Genomic DNA, 26107 nt, shown 5'->3' with positions numbered 1-26107 from the left:
CTATCAAAGATGGGAACTTAATATAAAAAATAGGTAACTAAAGAAAAAATATACATGGTAATTAAAGTTATTGTTTTATTTTTATGGACAAAAGGGAAGGGGTATAATAATATTTAAAATGAAAAATAAAATTAAATTATAAAAAACAAAAAGGAATACAATTTCATAGACTTTAGATAATATGAAATTTATTAAAATGTGTTTTTCAAAGATTAAAAAATCTTTGGATAAATGGGAGGAGTTGAGGATTTGTAATATCTTAAATATTGATATTACATTAAAGAAATATGGATTTTACAAGTAAAAATATTATAACAACAGCAGCAGTAACAGCGTCACTTTTACCGACATCTAGCTTTTTAATGCAAGAAAGTCAAGTAGCATATGCAGACAGTGTAGAGTATCGAGTAATAACTGGAGATGATGTTAATTTTAGAAAAGGACCGTCTACTGATTATGCATCATTAGGAAAGTTAAATAAAGGTTATAAGGTAGAATATATAAGTGAGACAAATTCATGGTCAAAAGTTAAGTACAATGGGCAAACAGGATATGTATATTCTAAATATGTAGCTCAAACAAGTACTACTTCAAACACACAAGTTAAATATGTAAATTGTACATCACTAAATGTTAGAAGTGGACCTGGGACAAGTTATTCAATAATAAAATCAATTAGTACGAATACAAAAGTAGAGGTAATATCTACAAATAATGGTTGGTCAAAGATAAAAGAAGGCTCTACCACTGGATATGTATCAGCTAAGTATTTAAGTGACTCACAGACATCATCAAGTACTTCTTCTAATACTACGAGCACTTCAACATCAGCTAGTAAATTAGTTAGTTATGCAAAATCACTTTTAGGAAAACCATATGTTTGGGGAGCGCAAGGACCAAGTAGTTTTGATTGCTCTGGATTTACATATTATGTATTCAAAAATTGTGCAAACATAACTTTACCTAGAACATCAGTAGATCAAAGTACTTACGGAATTACTGTAAGTAAAAGCAACTTAAAAGTAGGAGATTTAGTATTTTTTGATACAGATGGTGCTAATGATGGTAATGTATCCCATGTAGGTATATATATAGGTTCAAATCAATTTATACATTCGTCTTCAACTAAAGGTAAAGTAGTAATTTCTGACTTTACAAATTATTATAATAATGCATTTGTAAGGGCAAAACGTGTATTATAATAATTTCATATTATAGTAAATTATTTTAGAGACTAAAAACTTAGTCTCTTTTTTTTGAAAATAAATATATTTTTTGTATTAAATTCATATAATTTTGAAAATAATAGTAAATAAGAAATTATATGCAAGGAGTGATTAGATGGCTGAAATAATTGACTTTTATCAATATAAGTATAGCCGAAGTAATTATTATCTTAATTTAGCTTTAACTAAAGATAAAATAATTAATATAAAAAATTCTATAGAAGATGGATTTGAAGACTTATTTATAAATAAAGAATATGAATACGCATATAAAAGACTACACCTATTATTCGAAAATGCACTAAAAAAAGAATCTAAGGGGTATGTCACTATAAGAATAAATAAATGCTATACAAAATATCTAAAAAACTTATACTTTTCTTATTACAATAGACCAGAAAGCGATGACATAAAAGAATTAATATTTTACATGCAGTATTTAAGTGATATAGAAAGTGAAAGTATATCAAAATTTACAACACTTAGCGAAAAAACAAAACTAAGTATACTATCATATATCTAGTATAAAAGCACATATGATATAGAATTTTAACTTAAAAATGATAATAGAACTTTAAACCTATACATAAAATAATTTCTGTTATCATTTTTATGTTAATGAAATTTTTAATATAAATTTTATAAAAAAATAAACACTTGATATACTATATCTAGTGTTTTAAAGTTAGCTCAAATAAAAGCTAAGATAATTAATATTTTCTAGAAAAATTTTTTACAATCAGTATAATCATAAACATCCATCAAAGCTTCCCCGAATCTTTGATAATGAGTGATTTCTCTTTGACCTAAAAAGCTTAGCACATCTTTTAAATCAGGGTCATCTGTTAAATTTATCAATTGATAATATGTTGCCAATGCCTTTTGTTCAGCAGCCATATCCTCATGTAAATCAGTAACAGGGTCTCCAAATACATTTATATAAGCAGTTGTAAATGGAACTCCATTTGCATCAGTTGGTTGAATTCCGTGTCCAAATTGAGTATAGTTAGCATCTAAGCCAGCAGCTTTTAATTCTTCTGGTGTAGCTCCATCTGTTAATTGATAAATCATAGTTGATATCATTTCAACGTGAGCTAGTTCTTCAGTTCCGATATCTGTCAATAATCCTTTTGATTTTCCTGTAGGCATAGTGTATCTTTGTTGTAAATATCTAAGCGCTGCACCTAATTCGCCATTTGGGCCTCCAAGTTGAGCCATTATAACTTTAGCCATTCTAAGATCGCGGCACTTCAAATTTACTGGATATTCTAGTGTTTTTTCATAAATCCACATAATTTAAATCCTCCTATTTTTTACATATAAAATTCTTTTTCCCAAGGCCAAGGTTCGTCAACCCATTGCCATGGACAGTTACTTGGAGCGTGTCCAAAATTTGTTAAAGGGCCGTATTGTTTTTCATAGGCACATCTAGCTTTTGCATATTGAGAGACAAAAGAATTGTAAGTATTTACGGCAGTTTTGTCTTCAGGATTATTATCTAAATATAAATTCATATCTACAGCTGCAAAACCTAATTCCATAACGGCTTTTATAAGGTCGTATCTACAAGTTGATTGTCTCATTATCTTCTACCTCCCAATCTGTTTTTTGGTGATTCATAAAGGTAAGCATTGTAATTTTCAGAATTAAATAAGTATAATTCTGGGAATAAGCTACCGTATTTTAAAGCAGTACATAAGTTATACATTTTAGTTAGAGTCTGATTATTTACATATGGTCTTGCCAATTGGTCACCACAATTAGTTTTTATACCTCTAGTTTTTTCCATTATGTTTAAACCTCCTTGATGATATGATAGAATAAGTAATATCTACCTTAATATATAATATTAAAAGCGGGTTAAAATGTTACATTAGATATAGGAATATACAAGTTGTATATATAAAAATTAATGTATAAATTATTGAGAACTTAAAAGTAAGAAATAAAGAAGGTTTATAGACTTGAATGTATATTATGAAATATGATAAAATTAATTTCATGTTTTAAATTGATGAGGTGATTTAATGAGTAAATTAGCAGGTGAAGGCTGTAAAATAATTATGCCTACGGAAGAAAAAAAGCCTTTAAGAGAAATAGAAAAAAGTATAATAAAAAAATATAGAAAATATACATGGTCTAAATTTATAAAGGCTATAAAAGATTATCAATTAGTTGAAGAAGGAGACAAAATAGCAGTAGCTATTTCTGGTGGAAAAGACAGTCTTCTTATGGCTAAAATGTTCCAAGAATTACAAAAACACGGACAAGTTAAATTTGACTTAGTATTTTTAGCTATGGACCCAGGATATCATAAAAATATAAGACAGTTATTAGAAGAAAACTGTGAATATTTAAATATACCACTTACAATATTTGATACAAATATATTTGATGTTGCAGGTGAAATAGCAGAAGATTATCCATGTTATATGTGTGCTCGTATGAGAAGGGGAGCATTATACAACAAAGCAGAAGAATTAGGATGTAATAAATTAGCATTAGGACACCATTTTGATGATGTAATTGAAACTACAATGCTTAACTTATTATGTGCAGGTAACTTTAAAACTATGTTACCTAAATTAAAATCTAGCAACTACGACAAAATGCAAATAATAAGACCTCTTTACTATATAAGAGAAGAAAGTATAATAAGATTTATACAAAGTAGTGGAATTATGCCACTTAACTGTGCATGTATGGTTGCTGCTAAGAAAACAGGTAATAAGAGATACGAAATAAAAGAACTTATTAAAAATCTAGGTGAAGAATATCAAGAAGTTGAAAAATCAATATTCAAAGCTGCTAACAATGTATATCTTGATTCAGTTTTAGGATGGGAACAAGATGGTGTTAGACATTCTTTCTTAGAAAAATTTGAAGACTAGATATAAAAAAATAACTCCCGTTTTACGGGAGTATTTTTATTTATAATAGAAATGTACTTTTGGGTTTTATATTCATATAATTTTAAAAGAAAGTATTACATTATAATATTATATAAACTACTTTAATATTTTGTGGTAAAATATAATAAAAGTTTATAATACATGGAAAATTATATATCTTTAAAAAGTACGGATATAATTTTAAAAAATGTGTTTTAATAAAAGGTATAGCATAAATTTAATTAGAATATTTTCTTATGATTGGGGGAATTGTATGAAGAAAATATATATGGATTTTGAAATGAACATGAACAATGCAAAAAATAAAAGGGAAGGATTTAAAGCTGATTTAATAGCAATCGGGGCTATAAAGTATGATACAAAAACTAAAGAAATAGAAAAGTTTAAGTCGTTAATAAAACCTATTTTTACAAAGACAGTTTATCCTCATATAGAAGAATTAACACATATTACAACTGAAGATTTGGAAAACGCTCCTACTTATGAGAGTGTTATGAGATCATTTAAACATTGGTTGGGAAATTTTGATGAAATAGAGGGGATTTACACTTTTGGAAATTTAGATTTAACTTGTTTTAAAAATACGGATAGAATAAGTTCACAGAAAAATAACCATCCTCGATTTTTAAACAATATCCAAAGTTTTTTTGTAGACATTAAAGAAAAATATTTAAGATATGGAATTAAGTGTATGAACTATATATCTCTAACTCACTTATTAGAGTTATCAAATACAGAGTTTAGTGGAGATGCACATGACCCTTTATATGATGCGTACAATTTACATATCTTAGATGAAGTTTTAGAAAAAGACCAAGATATAAGAAATTATTTAATAATTCAAGATATAAATAAAAATCCTTACAATCAAATAGATACTAGTATAGATTCTAAAATAAAAGATTATGAAAGATATTTATATCATAATGAAGGCAACTATACTATTGACGAACTATCTATAGATATATTGTCTATGGTTGGGAGATATGTATATTCAACTAGACAAATAAAAGTTAGAAATATAGACTTAGTAAAAGATATAATGAAAAAATTGGATACTGTAGATAAGCTAAGAGGCATAAAAGATGGTTATTTCTATGTTTTAAATAATTTTTATCTTGATTTAATGGATTTATATGGAGATGCACTTTTATATAAATTAAGTCAAGAAGAATATGAAGACGAGATGGATAATATTTTAGATTTATTTATTGAAGATATGGAATATGAAAACATCTTTATAGATATAAAAGTAGAATTTGAGCCGGCTGAAAGTTTGACCTAAGCTAATTGATAAAAAATCTTCCTCGAGAAGATTTTTTTAATGTAAAAAATATATCTAAATACTACTAAATTAGTATATCTATATATATTATGGTATAATTTCAATTATAGAAATAATTAAAATCTAATAAAAATTTGATAGGTGATTATATGGTTATAAGTGAATTAGTCAAAAAACAAAAATGCTTTTTTGAAACAGGAAAAACTAAAGATATAGATTTCAGAATAGAATCACTAAATAAATTATATAAAGCTATAAATAAATATGAGGGTAAAATAGAAGAAGCATTAAAAAAAGATTTAAATAAATCTAAATTTGAGTCTTATATGACTGAAATTGGAATTACACTTAGTGATTTAACATTTATAAAAAAAAGAGTAAAGAAATGGGCAAGGGACAAGAGGGTTTTATCACCGATAAGTCAATTTCACTCTAAAAGTTTTATAAAAAAAGAACCTTATGGAGTTGCACTGATAATATCTCCGTGGAACTATCCATTTTTATTATGTATAGAACCGTTAATTGGAGCTATTGCAGCGGGAAATTGTGCAATATTGAAGGTATCTGAAGATTCAGTACATACATCAAAAGTTATAACTGAGATGATAGCAGAAACTTTTCCAGAAGAGTATATAACTGTAGTAAATGGAGATAAAGAAGTTACAACAGAATTGTTGGAAGAAAAACTAGATTATATATTTTTTACAGGTAGTCCAACAGTAGGCAAAATAATAATGAAAAAAGCAGCACAAAATTTAACTCCTGTAACATTAGAGCTAGGAGGCAAAAGTCCTTGTATAGTGGAGGAAAGTGCGGATTTAAAAGTAGCAGCAAAGAGAATAGTATTTGGTAAATACTTAAACTCAGGGCAAACTTGCGTAGCCCCAGATTATCTATTACTTCAAAATAGTGTAAAAGATGAATTTGTAAAATACTTAAAAGAATATATAGGATTATTTTATACTAAAGAGGCTTTACGAAATGAAGATTATACAAATATAATAAATGAAAGACATTTTAATAGATTAATAAACTTAATAAAAGGCGAAAAAGTAATTTATGGAGGCGATATAGATAGAGAATTATTAAAAATAGAGCCAACTATATTGGATAAAATAACTTTAGACTCGCCTATAATGCAAGAGGAAATATTCGGACCTATACTTCCTATAATAACTTTTGATAATATTGAAGAAGTAAAACATATTATTTTGCAGGGAGAAAAACCTCTAGCACTTTATTTATTTACTAAAAATAAAAAAGTAGAAGCTGATATTTTGAAAAATATATCTTTTGGAAGCGGATGTATAAATGATACAATAATACAACTAGCTACATCAAGAATGCCGTTTGGTGGAGTTGGAAATAGTGGAATGGGTTCATACCATGGAAAATATAGTTTTGATACCTTTACACATGAAAAATCGATTGTAAAGAAATACAATTGGATTGACCTACCTATAAGGTATATGCCTTATAACGATTTAAAAATGAAATTATTAAAATTATTTTTAAAATAAAGGAGATTTAAATGAGTAAATATACAGACGATAAATATATTGTTGTGGATTTAGAAACAACTGGACTAGACCCTTTTAGTGGGTGTGAAATTATAGAAATAGGTGTTACTGAAATAGTAAACAACCAAATAGGCAGAAATTACTCAAGACTTATAAAGCCAAAAGGTATAATACCTTCACATATAACTGGGATAACAAGTATAACTAATGAAATGGTAGAAAATGAACAAAGTTTAGAAACTGTTTTACCAAACTTCAGAAAGTATGTAGGTGATACTACAATAATAGCTCATAATGCAAAATTTGACCTTAAATTTTTAAATTACTATCTTGATTTACTAGGATTAGAACCTATAAATAATCATATATGTACTTTAGAAATGCTAAAAAAATGTAAATCTTATAAAGGTAAAAACAAAAAGTTAGAGACTGCATGCAAATACTACAATATAGTAAATGAACATGCGCATAGAGCAAATAGTGACACACTAGCGACAGCAAAATTATTTTTAACAATAAAAGATGATGTAGAATAAAATGGACTTAGGTCCATTTTTTTATATAAAATAAAATTCATAAAATAAAACTAATTTCAGATAGGAAATTATATTTATAAAAATAAACGCCCATTATGTTAAGATTTAGATACCTCAAAGACTATAGGAACAAAGCAAATTTGTAAGTAATATATTAAATAAAGAATATTATTAAAATAGTAATACTACTTGATTATATTTGAATTAGTATATTGAAATGGGGGATATATATGAAAAGTAATAAACTAAATAACAATAATTTGAAAAAAGATTCTATAGAACAAAATGATCCTCAAGTAAGATTAATTCCTTATATTAAAAATGGAGAAAATTTTAGACTTAGAAATAATGCATCTCCATATGGGGTGAAGATGATTGCAGCACCAAATATGTGGAAATCTTCTTATACAGGTAGGGGAGTAAAAATTGCAATTATAGATTCGGGTTGTGATGTTAACCATGTAAGTTTAAAAGATAAGATAGCAGGTGTAAGAAACTTTACCCCTGAAGATATGAAAAATCCCAACATAGTAACAGATAGAATTGGTCATGGGACACATGTTGCAGGAACTATAGCAGCAAAAAATTATTCGAATTTTTTGATTGGAGTTGCGCCAGAAGCTCAGCTATATATATTAAAAGCAATAGATAGAACTGGCTCTGGGAAGGCGAGTTGGGTGATAAATGCGATTAATTATGCTACTGATTTAAATGTAGATATAATATCTATGTCTCTTGGAATGCCAACTAGTGATGATAAATTAGAAAAAGCTATAAAAAATGCAATTAAAAATGGAATATCTGTAGTATGTGCAGCAGGTAATGAAGGTGATGGTGATTATGACGATTTTGAATATTCATATCCGGCTGCATATGTAGATGTAATATCAGTAGGAGCAGTAAATAAAAAAGCAGTTCCAGCATATTTTTCAAATGCAAATTTAGTTATAGACTGTGTTGCTCCAGGTGTTGATATTATTTCAACTTTTCCAAATAACACATATGCTAGTCTTAGTGGAACTAGTATGGCAGCCCCCCATGTTACAGGGACATTAGCTCTTCTCAAAAACTGGTCAGATGATGTATTTCAGAGAGAACTTACAGCAGATGAGTTGTATGCGCAACTAATAAAATTTACAAAAACACTTGAATATCCTAGAACAATACAGGGAAATGGACTTGTGTATTTAAAGCCGAGATAAGTAAGATATTAAAATATATATAAGAGATGAACTATTTTTTTAGAATAATAAAATGGTTCATCTTTTGAATTTGAGCCTCATATTATATAGTAATATAAAGTGGGGAGTTGAAAATCATGATATATATTGATATGGATATACTTACGGATAAGATACAATTCAGCATTTTTAGATATTTTTCTAATACTAAAAAAGTAATAAGAAGAGATGAAATAGTCTTGCCTAGATGTTATAATACAGCCCAAAAGTTGAATTATGTTAGAAATTTAGTGTCTATTTTTATCGAAGAAGATAACATCAAATACTACAAAATTCATATTGGAGACTTAGAAAATAATGAGGATGTTAAGAAAATTTTAGATGATATGGAAGAGGCAATAAAGATGGAAGGGGTATTAGAAGAATTATTTATAAGTAGGGGAGTTGAAAAATGGAAATAAAATCAAAGTTAAATATGAAGATTATAAAAAAAGTGCAGTCACATGGAGCCAATTCATCTTTATATATAGTAGAAGATACACAATTAAAAGAAGTTTTTATGTTAAAACAAATAGATAAAAACACTATAAAAGAAAGTAGTAAGTATTTTGATGAAGTAAGAAAAATTAAAGATATAGAAAATAAAAATATAGTAAAAGTAAATTATGCTACTTATGATGACGATAATATATATATATCTATGCCATATTATAAAAATGGCTCTCTACAAGATATACTCCAAAATAGAAATTTAACTGTAAGAGAAATAGTAAAGTATTCTCTAGATATATTAAGTGGAATTTATTATATTCATAAAAATCAAATTTTACATTGTGATATAAAGCCGAGTAATATTTTAATTGATGATTATAATTGTGCAGTTTTAGCTGATTTTGGGTCTTCTATAAATATAAATTCAGATGGAGTAGGCAAACTAAAAAATGTGTACTATAAACATATTGCGCCAGAGCAATGTTATAGTTCAAAAGTAGATATGCGTATTGATATTTATCAATTTGGAAACACTTTATATAGAATGTGTAATGGTGAAGAAGAATACAATCGCCAAGTCAAAAAACGAAAAAATCTACCCGAATTAAAAATGGCTATAGTAAATGGTGAATTCCCAGCCAGAAAAAAATACTACCCACATATACCAAGGAAACTAATTGAAATAACTGAAAAATGTATAAACTTAGATCCAAATGATAGATATCAAAGTGTATTAGAAATTTTAAATGATATGGCAAGAGTCAATACTAACTTAGATTGGAGATATGAAAGAGAAGATAACATTTATAGATGGATAAAAGAAAATAAAAAAATTGTAATGTATAAACAAGATGGAATTTGGAGAGTAAATTATAAAACAAAGGGTGAATTTGAACAAAGTTTTGAGAAATTTTCGCAAGGATTTAGATATATTAGAAAGATTATAAAAGAAGACAATTAAAAATGGGGTTGTTGATTATTTATCCAACAACCTCATTTTTTAATCATTTATTATTTTTCTCTTTAATTTCCTTTTGGATTTTTTTGAGAGCTTTTTTTGAACCCCTTGCAATATCTTTGTTTAATTTGATTTCTTTAAAAGAAGTAAATAAAGTATTTAAATCATAACCTTCTGGATATAAATCTTTAGCTTTTAAGTAAGGTTCAGTTCTCTTTACATTTACTGTTATAAATTTGTTATTATATAAAACTTGAACGTTATTAAATTTATCGATAGGAGAATATACTATTGCATAATCATCTTTGTCTAAAAGTTTTATTTTGTCTCCTACAGAATAATCAAAAGTAGTAGTATGTTTATTGTTTATTGGAGTTTCAGTTCTTATTTTGTTGTTATCAATTAATTTTATTGCATAATCTTTATTGTTTATATAATTAACAGCTTTCTTTAGGACTTTGTCTTTGATTCCCATTTTTTTAGAGATAAACAAAGCATTGCTATTTTGGGAATGTCCTATGGTCAATTTATAAAGAGGTTCTAATGTATCTTTATCAAACATCATACCTGCATTTTCAAAATCAGGGTGTATAGTGGCGTATTTTTTTAATTCACCATAGTGGGTTGATGCAATTGTTATACATCCCATTTCATATAACTCTTCTAATATAGCTATTGCAAGAGCAGCTCCTTCATTTGGTTCAGTACCACTGCCTATTTCGTCTAGAAGTACTAAGGTAGATTTGTTGCTTTTGTTGATTATGGAAGCTATATTTTTAATATGAGAAGAAAATGTGCTAAGTGCATTTTCGATACTTTGATCGTCTCCTATATCGACAAATATATTTTCAAAAATTGATATTGAAGTTCCTTTTTCAGCAGGAATATCAATTCCACATTGTGTCATTAAGACGAGAATGCCGACTGTTTTTAGTGTTACTGTTTTTCCTCCAGCATTAGGGCCTGTTATTATTAAATTTCTGTATTTTTCTCCAATTTCAAAATCAAGAGGAACTATATCCCCTTTAAGTAGTGGATGTTTAGCTTTTACTAATTTAATATAGCCATGATTATTTAAATCTGGTGTTATACAGTTATTATTTAGGCTGTACTTAGCTTTTGCAAATATCATATCGTAAGTAGAAATTACTTCTAGATTTATTTTTATTTCGTTTATATTTTCAAAAATTAATTCTGTTAAATATGATAATATTTTATATTCTTCAATAGCTTCTTCTGATTTAAGTGAAATAAGTTGTGTGCTGAATTTTGATATATTATCGGGTTCTATAAATACGGTACCTCCTTTTGCGGAAATATCTAAGATAGTACCGTTTACATAATTTTTATAAGTTGATTTTATAGGGATAACATATCTATCATCTCTTTTACTTATTAAAAATTCTTGTATATATTTTTTATTTGAACTTGAAGTTAAAAATTTATTAAGCTTTTCTTTTATTTTATCTTCACATGCCTCAATGCTTTTTCTTATTTTTTTAAGCTGGCTTGAAGCATTTGTATTTATTTTATTTGATTTTATGCAGTGATTTATTTCTTCTGAAATAAAACTTAAATCTGTTATATTTAATGCATAAGAAGAGAGTGTTTTACCATAAAAGCCCATATTTTTCATGAAAATTTTTATTTTATTGCATCCTCGTAAGAATGCTTCTATTTTCATAAGATCTTCAGTATTTAAGGTTATTCCCTTTTCTAATTTATTTATTAATGGATTTAAATTAAATACACCTTCAAGTGGAATATGTGTACTATTGTTTAATATATTTCTAGCGTCTTTGTTTTCATTTAGTATAGTATTTATAGAATTGATATTTTTCTTAGGTGTTAATTTGTCTATAAGCTCTTTACCAAGAGAACTTACACAGTAGACTTTGATTAATTCCTTTAAATCATTTAGTTGTAGTTTTTCTAATGTAGTATTATTCATTTTTGGCTCCTTTATTTATATAAGTTATTTTATATAACCTAGTAAATAAGGAGTTTTTAAGTTGTACTCCTTATTTACTAAGAAGCACCACTTCTAAATTATAAGTTTTATTCAAAAAGCATTCTCATTTTATTAAATTTATTTGAAATTCTTAATTGTATATTATTTAATATAATAGAAATTGTTTTAATATAATAAAAAACAATTATAAATAAGTTTTCCTAAATCATAAAAATTATACTTTAAATCGTAATATATTTATATAAATTAGAATAAAATTATTTATGTAGTATTATATAATATATACGATCATTTTCAAAAGCTTCTTCTACATATAATCCTGCCTGTCTAAACATATTTCTTTGTTGATAAATATCTAAAAGTTTTGGAGTATATATTGGAGCATTTGTTCCTATATATGAGTTTAGTGATTTTCTGCTTTCTGGATGAGCTATTAATAGTTTTCCATCATCTGATAAATTATTTTCGATAAGTTTTTTTGTAGTACTTATTTTGTGTTTTAATAGCGGAAAGACTGAAAAGAGTATTATTTTATCGAAAGTACCTTTTATATCATCTGATTCGACATCAGCTAATTGGAACTCTATATTTTGTACATTTTTAAATTTTTCTTTAGCAATTTCAATCATATTAATTGATTTATCTACACCTTTTATATTACCTTTTGGATTGTGTTGATGAACAAATGGTATCAACATTCCTGTACCAGTTCCTACATCTAAGATTTTATCATTTTCCTTTATAGAAAATCGATCTAAAATATAGCTTATTTTACAGATGTCCATTATTTTTGTATAATCCCAGTTAATTGAGTTTGAATCTAAAAATTGTGTGTAATCCATGAAAATTTCCCTCCTTACTGCACAATAATTAACATTTTGAAAAAAGTAGCCACGAAAGCAAGTAACCTTCCTGGCTTGACAAAATCTTAATTAAATAATAATATAGAAAGTTAGAAAATGCAACTAATTAGCGCTTGTCTATTTTCGACAAATTGAGATAAAAAATTAAAATATTAAAAAAATACTTGACTTAAAGTTTAATTGAAAATATAATCAATTTATATCAATTAAATTTTACTAAACTGTTGGAAGGATGGTAAATATGTCAGAATACGATAAGTTAAAATTAGATAATCAGTTGTGCTTTTCTCTATATGCACTTTCAAGAGAAGTGATAAAAATGTACCAACCAGTATTATCAAAATACAACTTAACATATACTCAATATGTGACTATGTTAGCTATGTGGGAGCTTGAAAAAGCACCATTTAAAGAAGTAGCTAAAAAGCTTTATTTAGATTCCGGAACGCTTACTCCAGTTTTAAAAAAACTAGAAAGTATGGGTCTTGTAAATAAATACAGAGATAAAAACGACGACCGCATGGTAATTGTAGAATTAACTCAAAAAGCAATCGATTTAAAAGATGACATAAAAAAAGTTCCAGATGAAATGTACTGTAAAATAAATGGTTTGGAAGTAGATGAACTTATTAGCTTAAAGAAAAGTTTAGACAAAATGTTAAATCAGTTAGGCAAGTAATTGTCTAACTAAAAAATAACACAAATTGATTGAATTAAATTAAATTTAAATAAATTAATTATAAATAAAAATATATTTTAGGAGAAGAAAAATGAAATTTTACGATTTTAAAGCAAAAAAAATAAATGGACAAGAAGTAGAAATGAAAGATTACGAAGGAAAGGTAGTTTTAATAGTTAATACAGCTAGTAAATGTGGTTTTACACCTCAATTTGCAGAATTAGAAAATTTATATAAAGAATATAAAGATTCAGGATTAGAAATACTAGGTTTTCCATGCAACCAATTTGCAAAACAAGACTCTGGAAGTAATGAAGAAATACATTCATTTTGCCAGTTAAATTACGGAGTATCATTTAATATGTTTGAAAAAATAGAAGTCAACGGGAAAAATGCACATCCACTTTATAGATTTTTAAAAGATCAACAAGGTGGAATAATGGGAAGTGATATAAAATGGAACTTCACAAAGTTTTTGATAGATAGAGATGGAAATGTAGTAAAAAGATATGCTCCAATTGTAAAACCGAGCAAAATAGAAAGTGATATAAAGAATTTATTAAAATAATTTAGCATTAAAATATTTCAAATGAAATTCTTAAAAATAAAAATTATAATCAGATATTGATGTATTTTTTAGTTAAATTTACAAATAATAAAAAAGGATTATAAGTAAATAATTAATAAATATAAAGGAGAAAAATATGATATACGATTATAAAGTTAAAGATACAAACGGCGAAACAACTTCCTTAGATAATTATAAAGGAAAAGTACTTTTAGTAGTTAATACTGCTACGGGTTGTGGATTTACACCACAATATGAAGGGCTTCAAAAATTATATGATAAATATAAAGACAAAGGCTTTGAAGTATTAGATTTCCCATGCAATCAATTTTTTGAACAAGCTCCGGGATCTGATGAAGAAATAAAAAATTTCTGTACAACAAATTATGGTACAACTTTCAAACGTTTCTCAAAAATAGACGTAAATGGTGAAGGTGCGGATCCAGTATATAAATACTTAAGAGGGCAAGCACCAAGTGCTACAGAAGACGAAAAATCTCAAGAGCTATACGAATTTTTGAGCTCAAAAGGATTTAATACGAGCGGTGATGATATTAAATGGAATTTCACTAAATTCTTAATCGATAAAGATGGAAACGTAATAAAAAGATTTGCACCAACTGATGATCCAGAAAAAATAGAAACAGAAATAGAAAAATTATTGTAAGACAAACTTTAAGAAAAGTAGTTTAGTAAAAATAAGAATAGTAAATATAGAAAAAATCAAAAATATATACAATAAAAAATTTAGGAGATATTGTAGAATTTTTATATTATCTACAATATCTCCTATTATTTTATACAAAAATAATATTTTAACTTTTAATATGTCGAAGTACAAACTTTTTGGAATCATCGAAAAATTTATTTAGAGATTCTTCTGTAAACAATTCATTTTTAGGAAAAGTCGGTATTTGACTTTTATAATTTTCATAAATCCACTTTTCAGTAAGCTCAATATCACTTGGAGTAATTGTATATACTCCATTATCAGTTTTTATGTCGATATTTTTCTTTGGAAATGTAAATTTATTTTCTATATCTAAATACTTTGCAATAAGATTGAAGTTTTTATGTTTGAACTTAATGCAAGACTCCCTATCTCCATAAAAAACACCATCTAAGGTCTTCATTCCTATGATAATATTTTCACTATTATAAATAAAATAATGTTCTTTTAATAAATTATTTAGATAATAATCTAAAAGTATATGGCAGTAGATACCTGTAGAGATTATATCGTTTTTCGCCCAATATCTATCTTTATACTTTTGTAAATCTGGCAAGCTAAGCTCATCTTTATAAATATAATAGTGTGAGAATTTTGATGATATTGGATTATCCATAGGTATTAAGAAACCTGATTTAATATCTGGAATTAAGTTTGCAAGTATAAAAAGATTTTCTTCTTCTTTATTTAAAGCTAAAGTATTTGAAATTTCAGTAGCTAATTTTATATGAAAACTCCATGCTGGCATAATAAAAAGTCCTTTCTATAATATAATATTTTAAAAATCTCCCAAAATTTATATACATATTATGTATTATAAAGTAAATGGAATAAATTTCAATAAAAAATAATATATAATTTTTGAAGAAATTTATTGAAATTTAATCTTTATTCATGTATATTTTAATAAGTGAATCATAAGTTTTGATAATCAAAATATTTTATATAAAAAATATTTTATGATCTTAAGGAGGAATATTGTGAAAAAGAAATTAGTAATAGGAATTATAGTAACTTTATTAGCATTGACGGGGATAGGATATGCTATAGGAGATTATTTTGTAAATTATGCGCTATCACCAGTAAGTGACTCAGTAAATAGAGAAATAAATGAAGAAGATAAGATTAATATAAAAGAAGATGCCCAAAATATTATAAAATCAAATCAAACTAAAGAAATGAAAAAGGGAGAAAAATTCAAAAATACTACATCATCTGCAGAAATTAAAAGCAATGATGGATTAAAATTAAAAGCTAAATATAAAATTCAAAAAAAACAAACTGATAAATGGGTAGTTTTAATACATGGATACAAATCAAATAACGATAATATGATGTCTTATGCTGAAAAATACTACAAAGAGGGATATAATGTTTTACTTCCTAATAATAGAGCTCATGGAAATAGCGAAGGTGAATATATAGGTATGGGCTGGTTAGATAAAGAAGATATATCATGTTGGATAGATTGGATAGTAAAAAACGACCCAAAATCTAAAATAATACTTCATGGAGTATCTATGGGTGGTGCTACAACTATGATGACATCAGGAGATAATTTAGGTAATGTAGTTGGATACATAGAAGATTGTGGATATACTAGTGTATGGGATATATTTGAAAGTGAATTAGATAAAAGATTTTCACTTCCTGCATTCCCGATATTAAATATATCTAGTACAGTAGCAAATTTAAAAGCTGGATATGATTTTACAGAGGCATCTAGTTTAGAACAAGTTAAAAAATGTAAAAAGCCGATGTTATTTATCCATGGTGGAAAAGACGACTTTGTTCCAACTGATATGGTATACGAAGTTTATAATGTTGCAAACTGTAAAAAGGACTTATATATAGTTGAACAAGCAGGACATGCTGAAGCGAAGGACTACGACCCAGATGCATATTGGGATAAAGTTTTTAACTTTATAAATGAAAATATCGAAATTTAATTGCTTAATATAAAATAAATATTCCCACAAGAGAAAGTACTATATCTCAGGTGGGAATATTTTTATGCGGTATTTATAAGGTATGTATTTTGTAACTTAAATTTGTTCAGATGAAATAGTTTTATCAGAATGATTTGCTGTGGCTTTGTCTTCTGGTTTATCGACGTTGCAGAAGTAGTGTATTTCGGAATTGTATTCATATTTTGTTAAATCGCCGATTTTAAAATAAGTGTTACATTTTTCACATTTGGCAACAGAACTCAGTTTTGCACATTTAGGACATATCATATCGTAGTCATAAAAATGATAGTACTTATCCGTCGCCTTTATTTCACAGTCACAAATTTCACAATAACCTATAACTTCAGCAGATTCATCTTGAAAATTATCTTCATGATTATTTGAATAATTATAGTCCATTTATTTACCCCCTTTTATAAAAATAAAATTCCTATATATTACATTATATCATATGAATATATAGGAATTCGTGTGAATTTTAATACATATAATTCAGATTTATAATTTATATGAAATATTATATTTATACAGATTAACAATTTATTAAACAATGATATGCTATTTGATACTTTCTATTTCTATCTAAGTCTCTTTCAGTTAAAGATGGAAGTCTTTTTAAATCCATATTGTGCATTAAATCAGCAAGTTTGACTTCTTTTGCTAATTTGTTAGAGCTTAGATTTTTTATATATTCTTGATAATCTTGTTTAGGATCATATCTTGTAAGCAAAACAACAGCATCGACGATATGTTGTGATAGTCCAATTTCAAGCAAGTACTCAGAATCTACATCAGTATCTTCAATTACATCGTGGAGTATAGCTACGATTTTAGCATCTTTACTTTTTACATTTTCCATTACATGCAGAGGATGTAGTATATATGGATTGCCGGATTTATCAGTTTGACCTTTGTGTTTTTTTACTGCTAGTTCTAGTGCTAATTGAAACTGTTCATTATAAGATAACATTTGTTTACCTCCTGTAATATAAATTTATGTATATTATATCCTATGTTTTTTTATTTTTGTGAAAAATATAGGGATTATTGATTTTATGGAGAATATAGTTTTTTGTATAAATAATATATTAAATGACAGCGTCAAATAAAAAATAAGAAATAATATAGTATAATATAAGAAATATTAAGTTAAAAATTAGTATTTTAAGGTGGTGATATCTGAAAATATATAAAATAAAGTTTATAAAATAAATTCAGGGGGGATTATGTTGAATTTAGAATACTCAAGGGATAAATATAAGCAAATTGAAGATATCTTAAATAATAAAGAAGAAATAAATGAACATGATATAAAAGATATAGAAAAAAACTTAAAACAATTAGGAGAGATAAATTTAATTAATAATATAAATCAAATAAAAAAATACGACTATAAAGATTCTTTAATTAAGGAAGTATTTAAAGAAGTCATTGGAAGTGATATTAATTTAGATAACACTACAAACAGAGATTTTAAAATAAAAGAAGACAATATACAGGAAAACATACCTGAATCAACTAATACTTTAAAAGATAGAGAAACAGCTCACAATATTTATAATTTTAAAACTATAGATGAATTATATGATATATTTAAGTTAGATGCTGAAAAATATAAAAAAGAAAATATTTTAAATAAAAATCTTGATATAGTAAAAATATTTAATGATGATAAATTTGAATCATATCTAAAATTTTTAGATGATGGATTTCCTTTAAGTGTTTATCAAAGGTTGAATATAAAAATTTATAGTATATATGAAATTAACTTATTTTTTTATATTTTAGGATATGAAGATTATCTTATCAAAACAAAACCTAATATTAAAAATAATATAGAACATAAAGAAAATCAAATAAGTATAAATCAAAGTATAAAAGATGAAGTTTATTTAAAAAAATTACTAAATATATACTATATAGAAGATTTAGATTATATATATAAATACGATATATATAACAATAAAAATTCCACTATAAAAATAGGTAAATGCAGAGATTTACTAAACCCTTCAATAAACAAAACTCTAAGCAAAATTTTTAAAAACAAGATGATGAGATTTAACTCATCTATATTTATACAAGGTAAAAATAAGTTTAAATCTAAAAATAAAAACAAAGATATAAATACAGATTGCAAAATTTTAATTTATACAAAAAAATCTGAACATGAAATAAATTTATATCAGTTAAAAATACATATGCAAAGGTAGTGATTATTATATGAGTTATAATATATTACAAAAAAATATAGAGGATAAGTTAGAAAAGTATAAAAGACAAGTCGGCTTAAATTACTATACATACTACTACTATGAAGCACTTGATTTATTAGATAAATACATCTTAGATTTAGCAAATAATAAAACTACAAAGTCACAAGTCAAAATATCAGAATTACTTTACAAAGCAAATAATCTCCAAGAGGACAAATACATATATAGAAATTATGTATTATCTTTATTTATAGAAAATAATACAGAAAAATTAGATGATATTTTAAAAAAAGATAAATCTATTTATAAAGAAGGCAGCTTTAATGATGAAAAAGTTATTGATTTTTTAATAGAAAGTTTTTTAAAAAAAGACAAGCCTCTAGATAACAATAAGATAGAAAAACTCGAAAATTTATATAAGTCTTTAAATTATATTGATTATAGAATCCTATATGTTTTATATAAAAAGTATAATTTAGATATTTTAAAAAAAGAAAATAAATACTTAATAGATAGTTATGAAAATAAATACGAGAATATAAAAGATGGCAGAAAGACCCTAAAGACAAGGTTAGCATACTATTCAGTATTAGATAATGAGTCTATAAAAGATGAATTTGAGATGATACTAAGTGATATAAAGTATTTAGATGGAATAAATAATATAACATTTAACAATATATTTATAAAACAATTTTGTGAAAAATTCTATAAAAAAGAAAATATATTATTTCTAAAGCATGAGATAAACCAAGATAATGTAGAAATTTACGAGTATTTATTACAATTTATAAATAAAGACTTATATAACGACTATAAAGAGATGTTTGATTATATTATACAAAAATATTGTGAATATAGACGATTTAATACAATTGGCGACAAGATGAAAATAGATTTGATATCTCATCTATCAATATATAATGAAAACTTAGCTTTATTATCAATATACAACAATAATTATATAAAATATCTAGAATACATTAAAAGTGTAGAATTAAAAAATCAAAATATTGAGCAAAAAAAATTAGAACAAATAGATAATTTAAAAAATAAATTAAGACAATCATTGAGAGAAAAGACATCTTTTACTGAAAAAGAATTGATCTTTATAAAAGAATTAGATGATGAGTATTTAAATACAATTATTCAAAATATACACCATATAGAAATTTGCGATATAACTTCAGGAAAATATAGAATAATATTTAAGTTTGAAAATTATGCAGGATGTGATCTTGAGTATTATGATAAAAATGCATTTTATTATCTTCCTGAAGAGCCAAAGGAAATATTGGTTTTAAATGACGATGTTTTATACAGAAAGTCTTTTACAATGACAAAAGCCACAGTAAATACAGACTTTAAATTTAAAAGATTGAGCAAAGAAACATTACCAGAGTATTATAAAGAATTTAAAAATAGTTTAGCTAATTATTTTTGTAAAAATCCTTTTGAAGTAAGAGATGAGCTATATAATGATAATTTAAGTTATAGATTTTCACTATATAAACTATATGAAAATACAGATGATTTTATCAGAAATATATATAAAAACAATCTAAAGCTCAATAAAATGATGGTTGATATATTAATCCAAAATAAATATATTTTCAAAAATAAAAGTGATTATGAGAAAATTTTAGACAAAATAAGAAATAGTATAAAATTAGATTTATATTCAGATCAAAATAAAGAAATAATTAAAGCTATAAGTATAGAACTTAACGATACAATAAAAAAACAAGATAGTGTCTATGAAATGATAAAATCAATTAAAATTACTAAACCTACAAAGAATCAAAATATTAGAGAAGTAGATTTTAGAAAAGAAAAAATATTTAAAAATATAGTAGATAATATAGTGGAGTTAGATGTTTTAGGGATTTTTCCAAATCAAGATATGTTTATAGAGCTAGTAAAAATAGCTTATGAAAATAACTATTATAATAATTTAGTATTTATTAATATATGTGAAAAATTTATATATAAATACAAAATAGTAGACAATATTATCTATCAATATATGAGAGAGTGTTATAAAAGGGATTACATCCTTACAGACGATACAAAACAAATATTAAATATAATAAGTATGTATTATGATAGTAACGATAACACAAAAGATAATTTAGAGATGGATTTAAATTATTTTATAAAGATAAATAAATATGATGAAGAATTTATATCTAAATTTAAAAATCTATGCAAAATTATAAAACATAATGACTTAGTTCATAATAATATAATTAAAAGAAGTATAGATTTTATGACTAATCTCAACAATTATAATAAATATATTTATGATTTAGATATAGCTATAATTATGGAAGAAGTTTATAAATACACAAAAGGATATAATAAATGCTTAGAAGCATTTATTTATAGATATATTAAAAATAACGCTATAGAAAAAATTAAACCATATATAGAAGATATAGTTTCTTATTATACAGAAGAAAAAATAATAACAGACTGCTGCATGATTATAGTTAAAACTATCTATAAATATAATTACTATGAAACTCTTAATTATGAAAAAATAAAACTATTTAAAGAATACTTCTTAGAATTATTAAAATACGAAATGTTGAGTTATACTGACTACAAAGACTTGATAAAAGATAATTGTATCTTAATTAAAAATAAAAACAATAATATAATCTATAAATTTGAAGATGTAAAAAATGAAAATATATTGATAAAGCTAGGGTATAACGAAGTTTACAAGATAAATAATATAGATATTATAAGGGAATATATAATAAAAAATAAAGATATATTCATAGATGAGTTTAAGTTTGGAGATGATTTATTTAAGAAAAAGGCATTTGAAGTAATGATTGAAAAATCTATATACAATAAGGAAATAGTTGAGTTTGCACTTCAAAACGAAAGGATTTTAAAAGATAAAGATCAATATAAAAAGCTCTATATGACTTATTTATATGAAGAGAGAAATCTGGATGAGTGTTCTCTTTTAGAATATTTGAGAAGCTTTGAATATTTTATAGATGAATGTGAGATATATACTGATGATAATAAATTTATAGAAAATATATTAAAGAAATTAGGTGAATCTGAAAAATCCTATGAATTAGATTTATTTAAACATATAGACAAAAAACATAAGCAATTTGAATTTTTGCCAGAATACATATATTATGTTGTTACAAAATACAGCTTGATAGATAAAGAAGATTATTTTATAGAGTATTTTAATTTGAATAAAACTAGATTAAAAGAAGACCCAATAAATAAAGCTTTTGTATATTACTTCAAATCACTTCAATATATAAGCGAAAAGGTATATAAAAATATAACAAATATACTTCAGTATATTTCTACTTTAGAAAAAACCACTTTAAAACAAGATATATTAACTTGCATAGTTGATACAATACTAGAAAAAGATTTTTATAAAGATTTAGATATCAACATAAATAAATATAAATACTCTGTACTAGCATCTATCCATATCTTGATTTATATAAATCAAATCTATGATTATAAAAATGACGAAATATACAACAAAATAAAAGGAATATATTTATATATAAGTAGTTTTTATTCTAAAAAAGAAGAGATAAATATATTTTTAATAAGTAAAGTAAATGATAATTTAAACGAGCTAAGAGAATTATGCAAATTTATAACTGATGCTGCAATAGGATATAAATTTACTATAAATGAAGAAAAGATAATAATTAAAAAGGCCAGAGAATTATTTGATAAAGGAATAAAAATAGAATTAGAAAAAGCTTCATCAAATAAATACAACTGCAAACAAGATAGTTTGAGACAGAGTATAGTTGATAATTATAAAATTATAGTTGGAAATTTAAAAAGTGAAAAAATAAGCGATACATATTATAGAAAATTAACTGAGATGGATTTTAAATCGTTGATAAATGACTTAGTTGTATCAAAAGCATCTAGCTTGAACAACGACATTATACAAAGATATATAGGATTTGAACTAAACAATATGGACGAAAAACTTCTTATATTAAAAGTCGAAAATAAAAATTTATATAAAGTCATAAAAAAATATCTAAATAATCAAGATTTAGATGATATATATTTTAAAGATAGCGATAATGGATTTGAAAATGATGTAATTGTAATTAAAATTATGGATACATTTGATTTAGAAGATGAGAGATTTAATAATATTTATTTTATACTAGACTTATTTATTGAATTTGTAAAATTTGAATCAGATTTATTAAAAGAAGATTTTATAATACCTAATTTAAATTTACAAAATGCAGTTTTTATACATAATAAGTTGTTTGTAGGTAATATACATCAAGGTGAAGTATTGAATGTGATTAATAAGCGAAATTTAAAAAATAATATGCACCAAAATATCCAGACAATAACTGAGATTATTACCAAGATAATAAGCCAATCTAAATTAGAAAAGAAGGATATTTACATATCTTTGATAAAAAGCAATTTAGAAAATGGTGATATTGATACATTAGATAAGTTTTATTGTAAGTTAATGTTTATAAAAGATGAAATAAAACATGATAGTGGAGTTTTGTCATTTATATAAAAAAATTGAATAAAAAATGAGAGCCCTAGCAAATGTCCGATCTCTAGGGCTCTCTTAATTAAAATATATTATAAAAAGGGGTATTAGGGAATATATTTTATAACGTATAAGAATTATCTTAATACGCAAAGTCTATTTAGACTTTTTTATTTTGGGGAGTAATTTCAGTTATCGGGGAATAACTGTATATTTATAATAACAAATATCGACAAAAAGTGCAACAAAAAAACAAAAAAATATTCTAGGTAAAAAATGGTAAAATAAAATAGTGCATAAAATCATATACTTTGTATAAAATTTTAATATAAAAACATTTTAATATGTCGTATTTGCAAGGTTTTTAGAATATAAACAAATCAAAATAAAATTTAAATTAAAATATTAATTTAAAAAAGGAGCATTTTATGAATATAAAAAGACTAGGATTATTTTTATTGATAATATTATTAGTTTCTTTAAACAATAGTATTTATGCACTAGATGAAAAAGATTATAATGATACAAATTATTTAAAAAATTCAACTGAGCAGATAAACATCTCATTAAAAGATATTGAATTAGAGCAAAAGAATGTCGAGATAAGTGATGATTATGACAAATTTGCAATATTGACGTTTAATGTAATCAATACTAGTCTCGAACCCCTGGAGTTATCTCAAATAAAATATCAATTTTACCAAGATAATAAATTACAAGATACTTTTATAAATAAAAATCAAAATATTTATGGGTTTTTAGGCAAATTAAACAGTGGAGAAAGTAAGATAATAAAAATATGTGTTTCTCTTGATAATATGAAAGAGCCTATTGTACTTTTGATAAATAATGATGTCGGAATTTATAAATATCATATTAAACAGACTATAAATATATCTTAAAATCAGCCATCCTAATATAAATAAAAATTATACATAAGTAAGAAGTATAAATTTAAAAAAAGATTAAAAAAATATTACAAAACAATTAAAAATCCTTATCTTACAAATTTGTATTTTTATTTGTTCTTATTTCATTGTATAATCTATTTATTAAAAGGAGGTAAAAATGGCTGAGAATAATGAAAACAGAATACGAAGACGCAAAGTTAGCTCAACTACCAACAATAATAGAAATACAGGGAAAAACAGCAATAATAATGCTAAGAAACAAAATTCTAATATAAAAAATACTAGGACTAATAAAAACAAAGAGTCTATACAAGAGGCTCGAAAAAAGCGCGAAGAACGCGAACAATTTGAGTTAGAAAGAGAAATCTATTATAGAAAGAAAAAAATAAACAGAAAGAAAAGATTAAAAATAGCTACTAAATTAGCTTCAGTATTTTTAATTTTAGCTGTTATTGGAGGAATAGTATTCTCTGGATTTGCTTTATATGCAGTTCAGGGAGCACCACAGGTTACAAAGGAATTGATAAGAGAAAATTATATAAGTAGTCAAGTCGTAAGTGATGACCAAATACCAGATGACTTAAAACATGCTGTTGTAGCTATGGAAGATAGGCGATTTTATAAGCATCATGGAGTGGATATAAAGGCACTTGTAAGATCTGCACTAAACAACTTGGTGACTTCTTCAACACAAGGTGGAAGTACTATAGATATGCAAGTATCGAAAAATTTACTTACAAGTGAAGACAAAACATATAAGCGAAAAGTTTTAGATATGTATAATGCTATTCAGATGAATAAGGTAATGACAAAAGACGAAATTTTATGTACTTATCTAAACAATATATACTTAGGAAAATCAGCATATGGCGTTGCGAAGGGAGCAAAGGTTTACTTCAATAAAGATGTATCGGAACTAAACTTGGCACAATGTGCAATGCTAGCTGGGATAACAAATAACCCTTACAGATTTAGGGAGCACGACCAAGCAAAGGCTAGACAAATACAGGTACTTGATGATATGCTAGAACAAGGATATATAACAAAGGATGAGTATCAAGATGCAGTAGATGACCCGACTTTGTTTGCATCAGAGATAGATTAATTAAGGAGCCTAGATATGTTAAAATTTGTTTATGATGAAAAAGAATACGTATTAGAAGAAAACAAAAATGTATGTTTACTAAATGACGAAGAAAAACCTGTAACAGGTATAAGTTTAGATGATATACTTAATATGATTGGAGATTTAGACGAAATCGACTTTGATACTCAATATTATAAAGAAGCATGTGTTGAATGTTTAGATGGAGTTAAAGAAAAACAAAAATTCTTTGCATTCCTAGAGTATCATTTCTATATATACACTAAAGATCAAAAATTTGTAATAAGTGATATTCAAAAAGAATACGAAGGTCAATCTTTCAATAAGCTTTTAAGAGCTAATAAAGTAGACAATAGCTATATAGTAAGTCTTATAATTTGTAAGAATTGCGGAGATACATTAGTTCAAATAGAAAACTGTGTAGTTTAGATTTTAATATTAAA

The 26107-nt window shown here is 25.1% G+C and carries 26 protein-coding genes; 18 read left to right on the top strand and 8 right to left on the bottom strand.

Translation table 11 applies throughout. The features are described 5' to 3' along the window. The first annotated feature begins 287 nt into the window (after positions 1-287). Positions 288-1202 (top strand): SH3 domain-containing protein, encoded by a 915-nt coding sequence (locus ABCM86_RS09735; protein ID WP_343003925.1) that lies wholly within the window; start codon positions 288-290, stop codon positions 1200-1202. A 139-nt stretch (positions 1203-1341) separates the two neighbouring features. Beyond that, positions 1342-1749 carry a hypothetical protein gene (locus ABCM86_RS09730; RefSeq protein ID WP_195930258.1) on the top strand — a complete coding sequence of 136 codons (408 nt, stop codon included), beginning with the start codon at positions 1342-1344 and terminating at the stop codon, positions 1747-1749. 197 nt (positions 1750-1946) lie between these two features. Here the strand turns inward: ABCM86_RS09730 and ABCM86_RS09725 are convergent, their stop codons facing one another. Genes ABCM86_RS09725 through ABCM86_RS09715 form a run of 3 tightly spaced genes read right to left on the bottom strand, consistent with a single transcriptional unit; the run spans position 1947 to position 3015 of the window. Beyond that, positions 1947-2519: a manganese catalase family protein gene (locus ABCM86_RS09725; RefSeq protein ID WP_295573984.1), complete on the bottom strand. Its 573-nt coding sequence runs from the start codon at positions 2517-2519 to the stop codon at positions 1947-1949. Positions 2520-2539: 20 nt separating this feature from the next. Then, entirely contained in the window at positions 2540-2809 is a 270-nt protein-coding gene (locus ABCM86_RS09720; RefSeq protein WP_195929323.1) for a spore coat protein CotJB, read from the bottom strand. Beyond that, a complete protein-coding gene (locus ABCM86_RS09715) occupies positions 2809-3015 on the bottom strand; it encodes a spore coat associated protein CotJA (protein WP_195929322.1) in 207 nt (68 codons plus the stop codon). Before ABCM86_RS09715 ends, ABCM86_RS09720 begins: the two co-directional genes overlap by 1 nt. Positions 3016-3253: 238 nt before the next feature. Between ABCM86_RS09715 and ABCM86_RS09710 the strand changes: the two genes are divergently transcribed. The 7 genes from ABCM86_RS09710 to ABCM86_RS09680 all read left to right on the top strand — a co-directional run bounded on the left by ABCM86_RS09710 (position 3254) and on the right by ABCM86_RS09680 (position 10113). Beyond that, positions 3254-4117, top strand: a complete 864-nt coding sequence (locus tag ABCM86_RS09710; RefSeq protein WP_295733015.1) for an ATP-binding protein — start codon at positions 3254-3256, stop codon at positions 4115-4117. A 274-nt stretch (positions 4118-4391) separates the two neighbouring features. Next, entirely contained in the window at positions 4392-5423 is a 1032-nt protein-coding gene (locus ABCM86_RS09705; protein WP_195931094.1) for a 3'-5' exonuclease, read from the top strand. Positions 5424-5572: 149 nt separating this feature from the next. After that, complete coding sequence (locus ABCM86_RS09700) at positions 5573-6943, top strand: aldehyde dehydrogenase (protein WP_295733017.1); 1371 nt, start codon at positions 5573-5575, stop codon at positions 6941-6943. An 11-nt stretch (positions 6944-6954) separates the two neighbouring features. After that, complete coding sequence (locus tag ABCM86_RS09695; RefSeq protein ID WP_195931096.1) at positions 6955-7479, top strand: 3'-5' exonuclease; 525 nt, start codon at positions 6955-6957, stop codon at positions 7477-7479. 230 nt (positions 7480-7709) lie between these two features. Continuing rightward, a complete protein-coding gene (locus tag ABCM86_RS09690) occupies positions 7710-8681 on the top strand; it encodes a S8 family peptidase (RefSeq protein ID WP_195931097.1) in 972 nt (323 codons plus the stop codon). 116 nt (positions 8682-8797) lie between these two features. Then, positions 8798-9121: a hypothetical protein gene (locus ABCM86_RS09685; RefSeq protein WP_195931098.1), complete on the top strand. Its 324-nt coding sequence runs from the start codon at positions 8798-8800 to the stop codon at positions 9119-9121. After that, positions 9112-10113, top strand: coding sequence for a serine/threonine-protein kinase (locus ABCM86_RS09680; protein WP_295733019.1), 1002 nt, complete (start codon positions 9112-9114; stop codon positions 10111-10113). The genes ABCM86_RS09685 and ABCM86_RS09680 overlap by 10 nt, the downstream gene beginning before the upstream one ends. A gap of 43 nt (positions 10114-10156) precedes the next feature. Here the strand turns inward: ABCM86_RS09680 and ABCM86_RS09675 are convergent, their stop codons facing one another. Beyond that, positions 10157-12061, bottom strand: coding sequence for an endonuclease MutS2 (locus ABCM86_RS09675; RefSeq protein ID WP_343003924.1), 1905 nt, complete (start codon positions 12059-12061; stop codon positions 10157-10159). Between the two features lie 278 nt (positions 12062-12339). Further along, positions 12340-12924, bottom strand: coding sequence for a methyltransferase domain-containing protein (locus ABCM86_RS09670; protein ID WP_343003922.1), 585 nt, complete (start codon positions 12922-12924; stop codon positions 12340-12342). A 262-nt stretch (positions 12925-13186) separates the two neighbouring features. Here ABCM86_RS09670 and ABCM86_RS09665 point away from each other — a divergent pair, with 262 nt between their 5' ends. From ABCM86_RS09665 to ABCM86_RS09655, 3 genes are all read left to right on the top strand, one after another. Further along, a complete protein-coding gene (locus tag ABCM86_RS09665) occupies positions 13187-13624 on the top strand; it encodes a MarR family transcriptional regulator (protein WP_343003921.1) in 438 nt (145 codons plus the stop codon). A gap of 91 nt (positions 13625-13715) precedes the next feature. After that, the gene (locus tag ABCM86_RS09660) at positions 13716-14192 is read left to right on the top strand and encodes a glutathione peroxidase (protein WP_343003920.1); all 477 of its coding nucleotides are present in this window, start codon (positions 13716-13718) and stop codon (positions 14190-14192) included. A gap of 136 nt (positions 14193-14328) precedes the next feature. After that, on the top strand, positions 14329-14859 hold the full coding sequence (locus tag ABCM86_RS09655; protein WP_295574003.1) for a glutathione peroxidase: 531 nt from the start codon (positions 14329-14331) through the stop codon (positions 14857-14859). Positions 14860-15007: 148 nt separating this feature from the next. Here ABCM86_RS09655 and ABCM86_RS09650 read toward each other — a convergent pair whose 3' ends face one another. Further along, the gene (locus ABCM86_RS09650) at positions 15008-15670 is read right to left on the bottom strand and encodes a hypothetical protein (RefSeq protein ID WP_295761381.1); all 663 of its coding nucleotides are present in this window, start codon (positions 15668-15670) and stop codon (positions 15008-15010) included. Between the two features lie 232 nt (positions 15671-15902). Here ABCM86_RS09650 and ABCM86_RS09645 point away from each other — a divergent pair, with 232 nt between their 5' ends. Next, complete coding sequence (locus ABCM86_RS09645) at positions 15903-16871, top strand: alpha/beta hydrolase (protein ID WP_343003919.1); 969 nt, start codon at positions 15903-15905, stop codon at positions 16869-16871. Positions 16872-16967: 96 nt separating this feature from the next. On the opposite strand, the gene ABCM86_RS09640 is transcribed toward ABCM86_RS09645, so the two are convergent. Further along, a complete protein-coding gene (locus tag ABCM86_RS09640; protein ID WP_295761374.1) occupies positions 16968-17291 on the bottom strand; it encodes a hypothetical protein in 324 nt (107 codons plus the stop codon). Between the two features lie 133 nt (positions 17292-17424). Beyond that, positions 17425-17862, bottom strand: coding sequence for an HD domain-containing protein (locus tag ABCM86_RS09635; RefSeq protein WP_295761371.1), 438 nt, complete (start codon positions 17860-17862; stop codon positions 17425-17427). Positions 17863-18118: 256 nt separating this feature from the next. Here ABCM86_RS09635 and ABCM86_RS09630 point away from each other — a divergent pair, with 256 nt between their 5' ends. The 5 genes from ABCM86_RS09630 to ABCM86_RS09610 all read left to right on the top strand — a co-directional run bounded on the left by ABCM86_RS09630 (position 18119) and on the right by ABCM86_RS09610 (position 26093). Further along, complete coding sequence (locus ABCM86_RS09630; RefSeq protein ID WP_295676506.1) at positions 18119-19105, top strand: hypothetical protein; 987 nt, start codon at positions 18119-18121, stop codon at positions 19103-19105. Between the two features lie 10 nt (positions 19106-19115). After that, positions 19116-23672: a hypothetical protein gene (locus tag ABCM86_RS09625; protein WP_343003917.1), complete on the top strand. Its 4557-nt coding sequence runs from the start codon at positions 19116-19118 to the stop codon at positions 23670-23672. A 404-nt stretch (positions 23673-24076) separates the two neighbouring features. After that, on the top strand, positions 24077-24550 hold the full coding sequence (locus ABCM86_RS09620) for a hypothetical protein (protein WP_195929839.1): 474 nt from the start codon (positions 24077-24079) through the stop codon (positions 24548-24550). Between the two features lie 166 nt (positions 24551-24716). After that, positions 24717-25664, top strand: coding sequence for a biosynthetic peptidoglycan transglycosylase (locus tag ABCM86_RS09615; RefSeq protein WP_295676509.1), 948 nt, complete (start codon positions 24717-24719; stop codon positions 25662-25664). Positions 25665-25679: 15 nt separating this feature from the next. Beyond that, positions 25680-26093, top strand: a complete 414-nt coding sequence (locus ABCM86_RS09610) for a DUF3785 domain-containing protein (protein WP_295676511.1) — start codon at positions 25680-25682, stop codon at positions 26091-26093. Positions 26094-26107 lie beyond the last annotated feature (14 nt).

Origin of the sequence: Clostridium sp. 2218st1_F5_2218SCRN_220325 (assembly GCF_039062665.1) — a bacterium.
Taxonomy (GTDB): Bacteria; Bacillota; Clostridia; order Peptostreptococcales; family Peptostreptococcaceae; genus Intestinibacter.
This window is presented reverse-complemented; position numbering and strand designations above follow the sequence as displayed.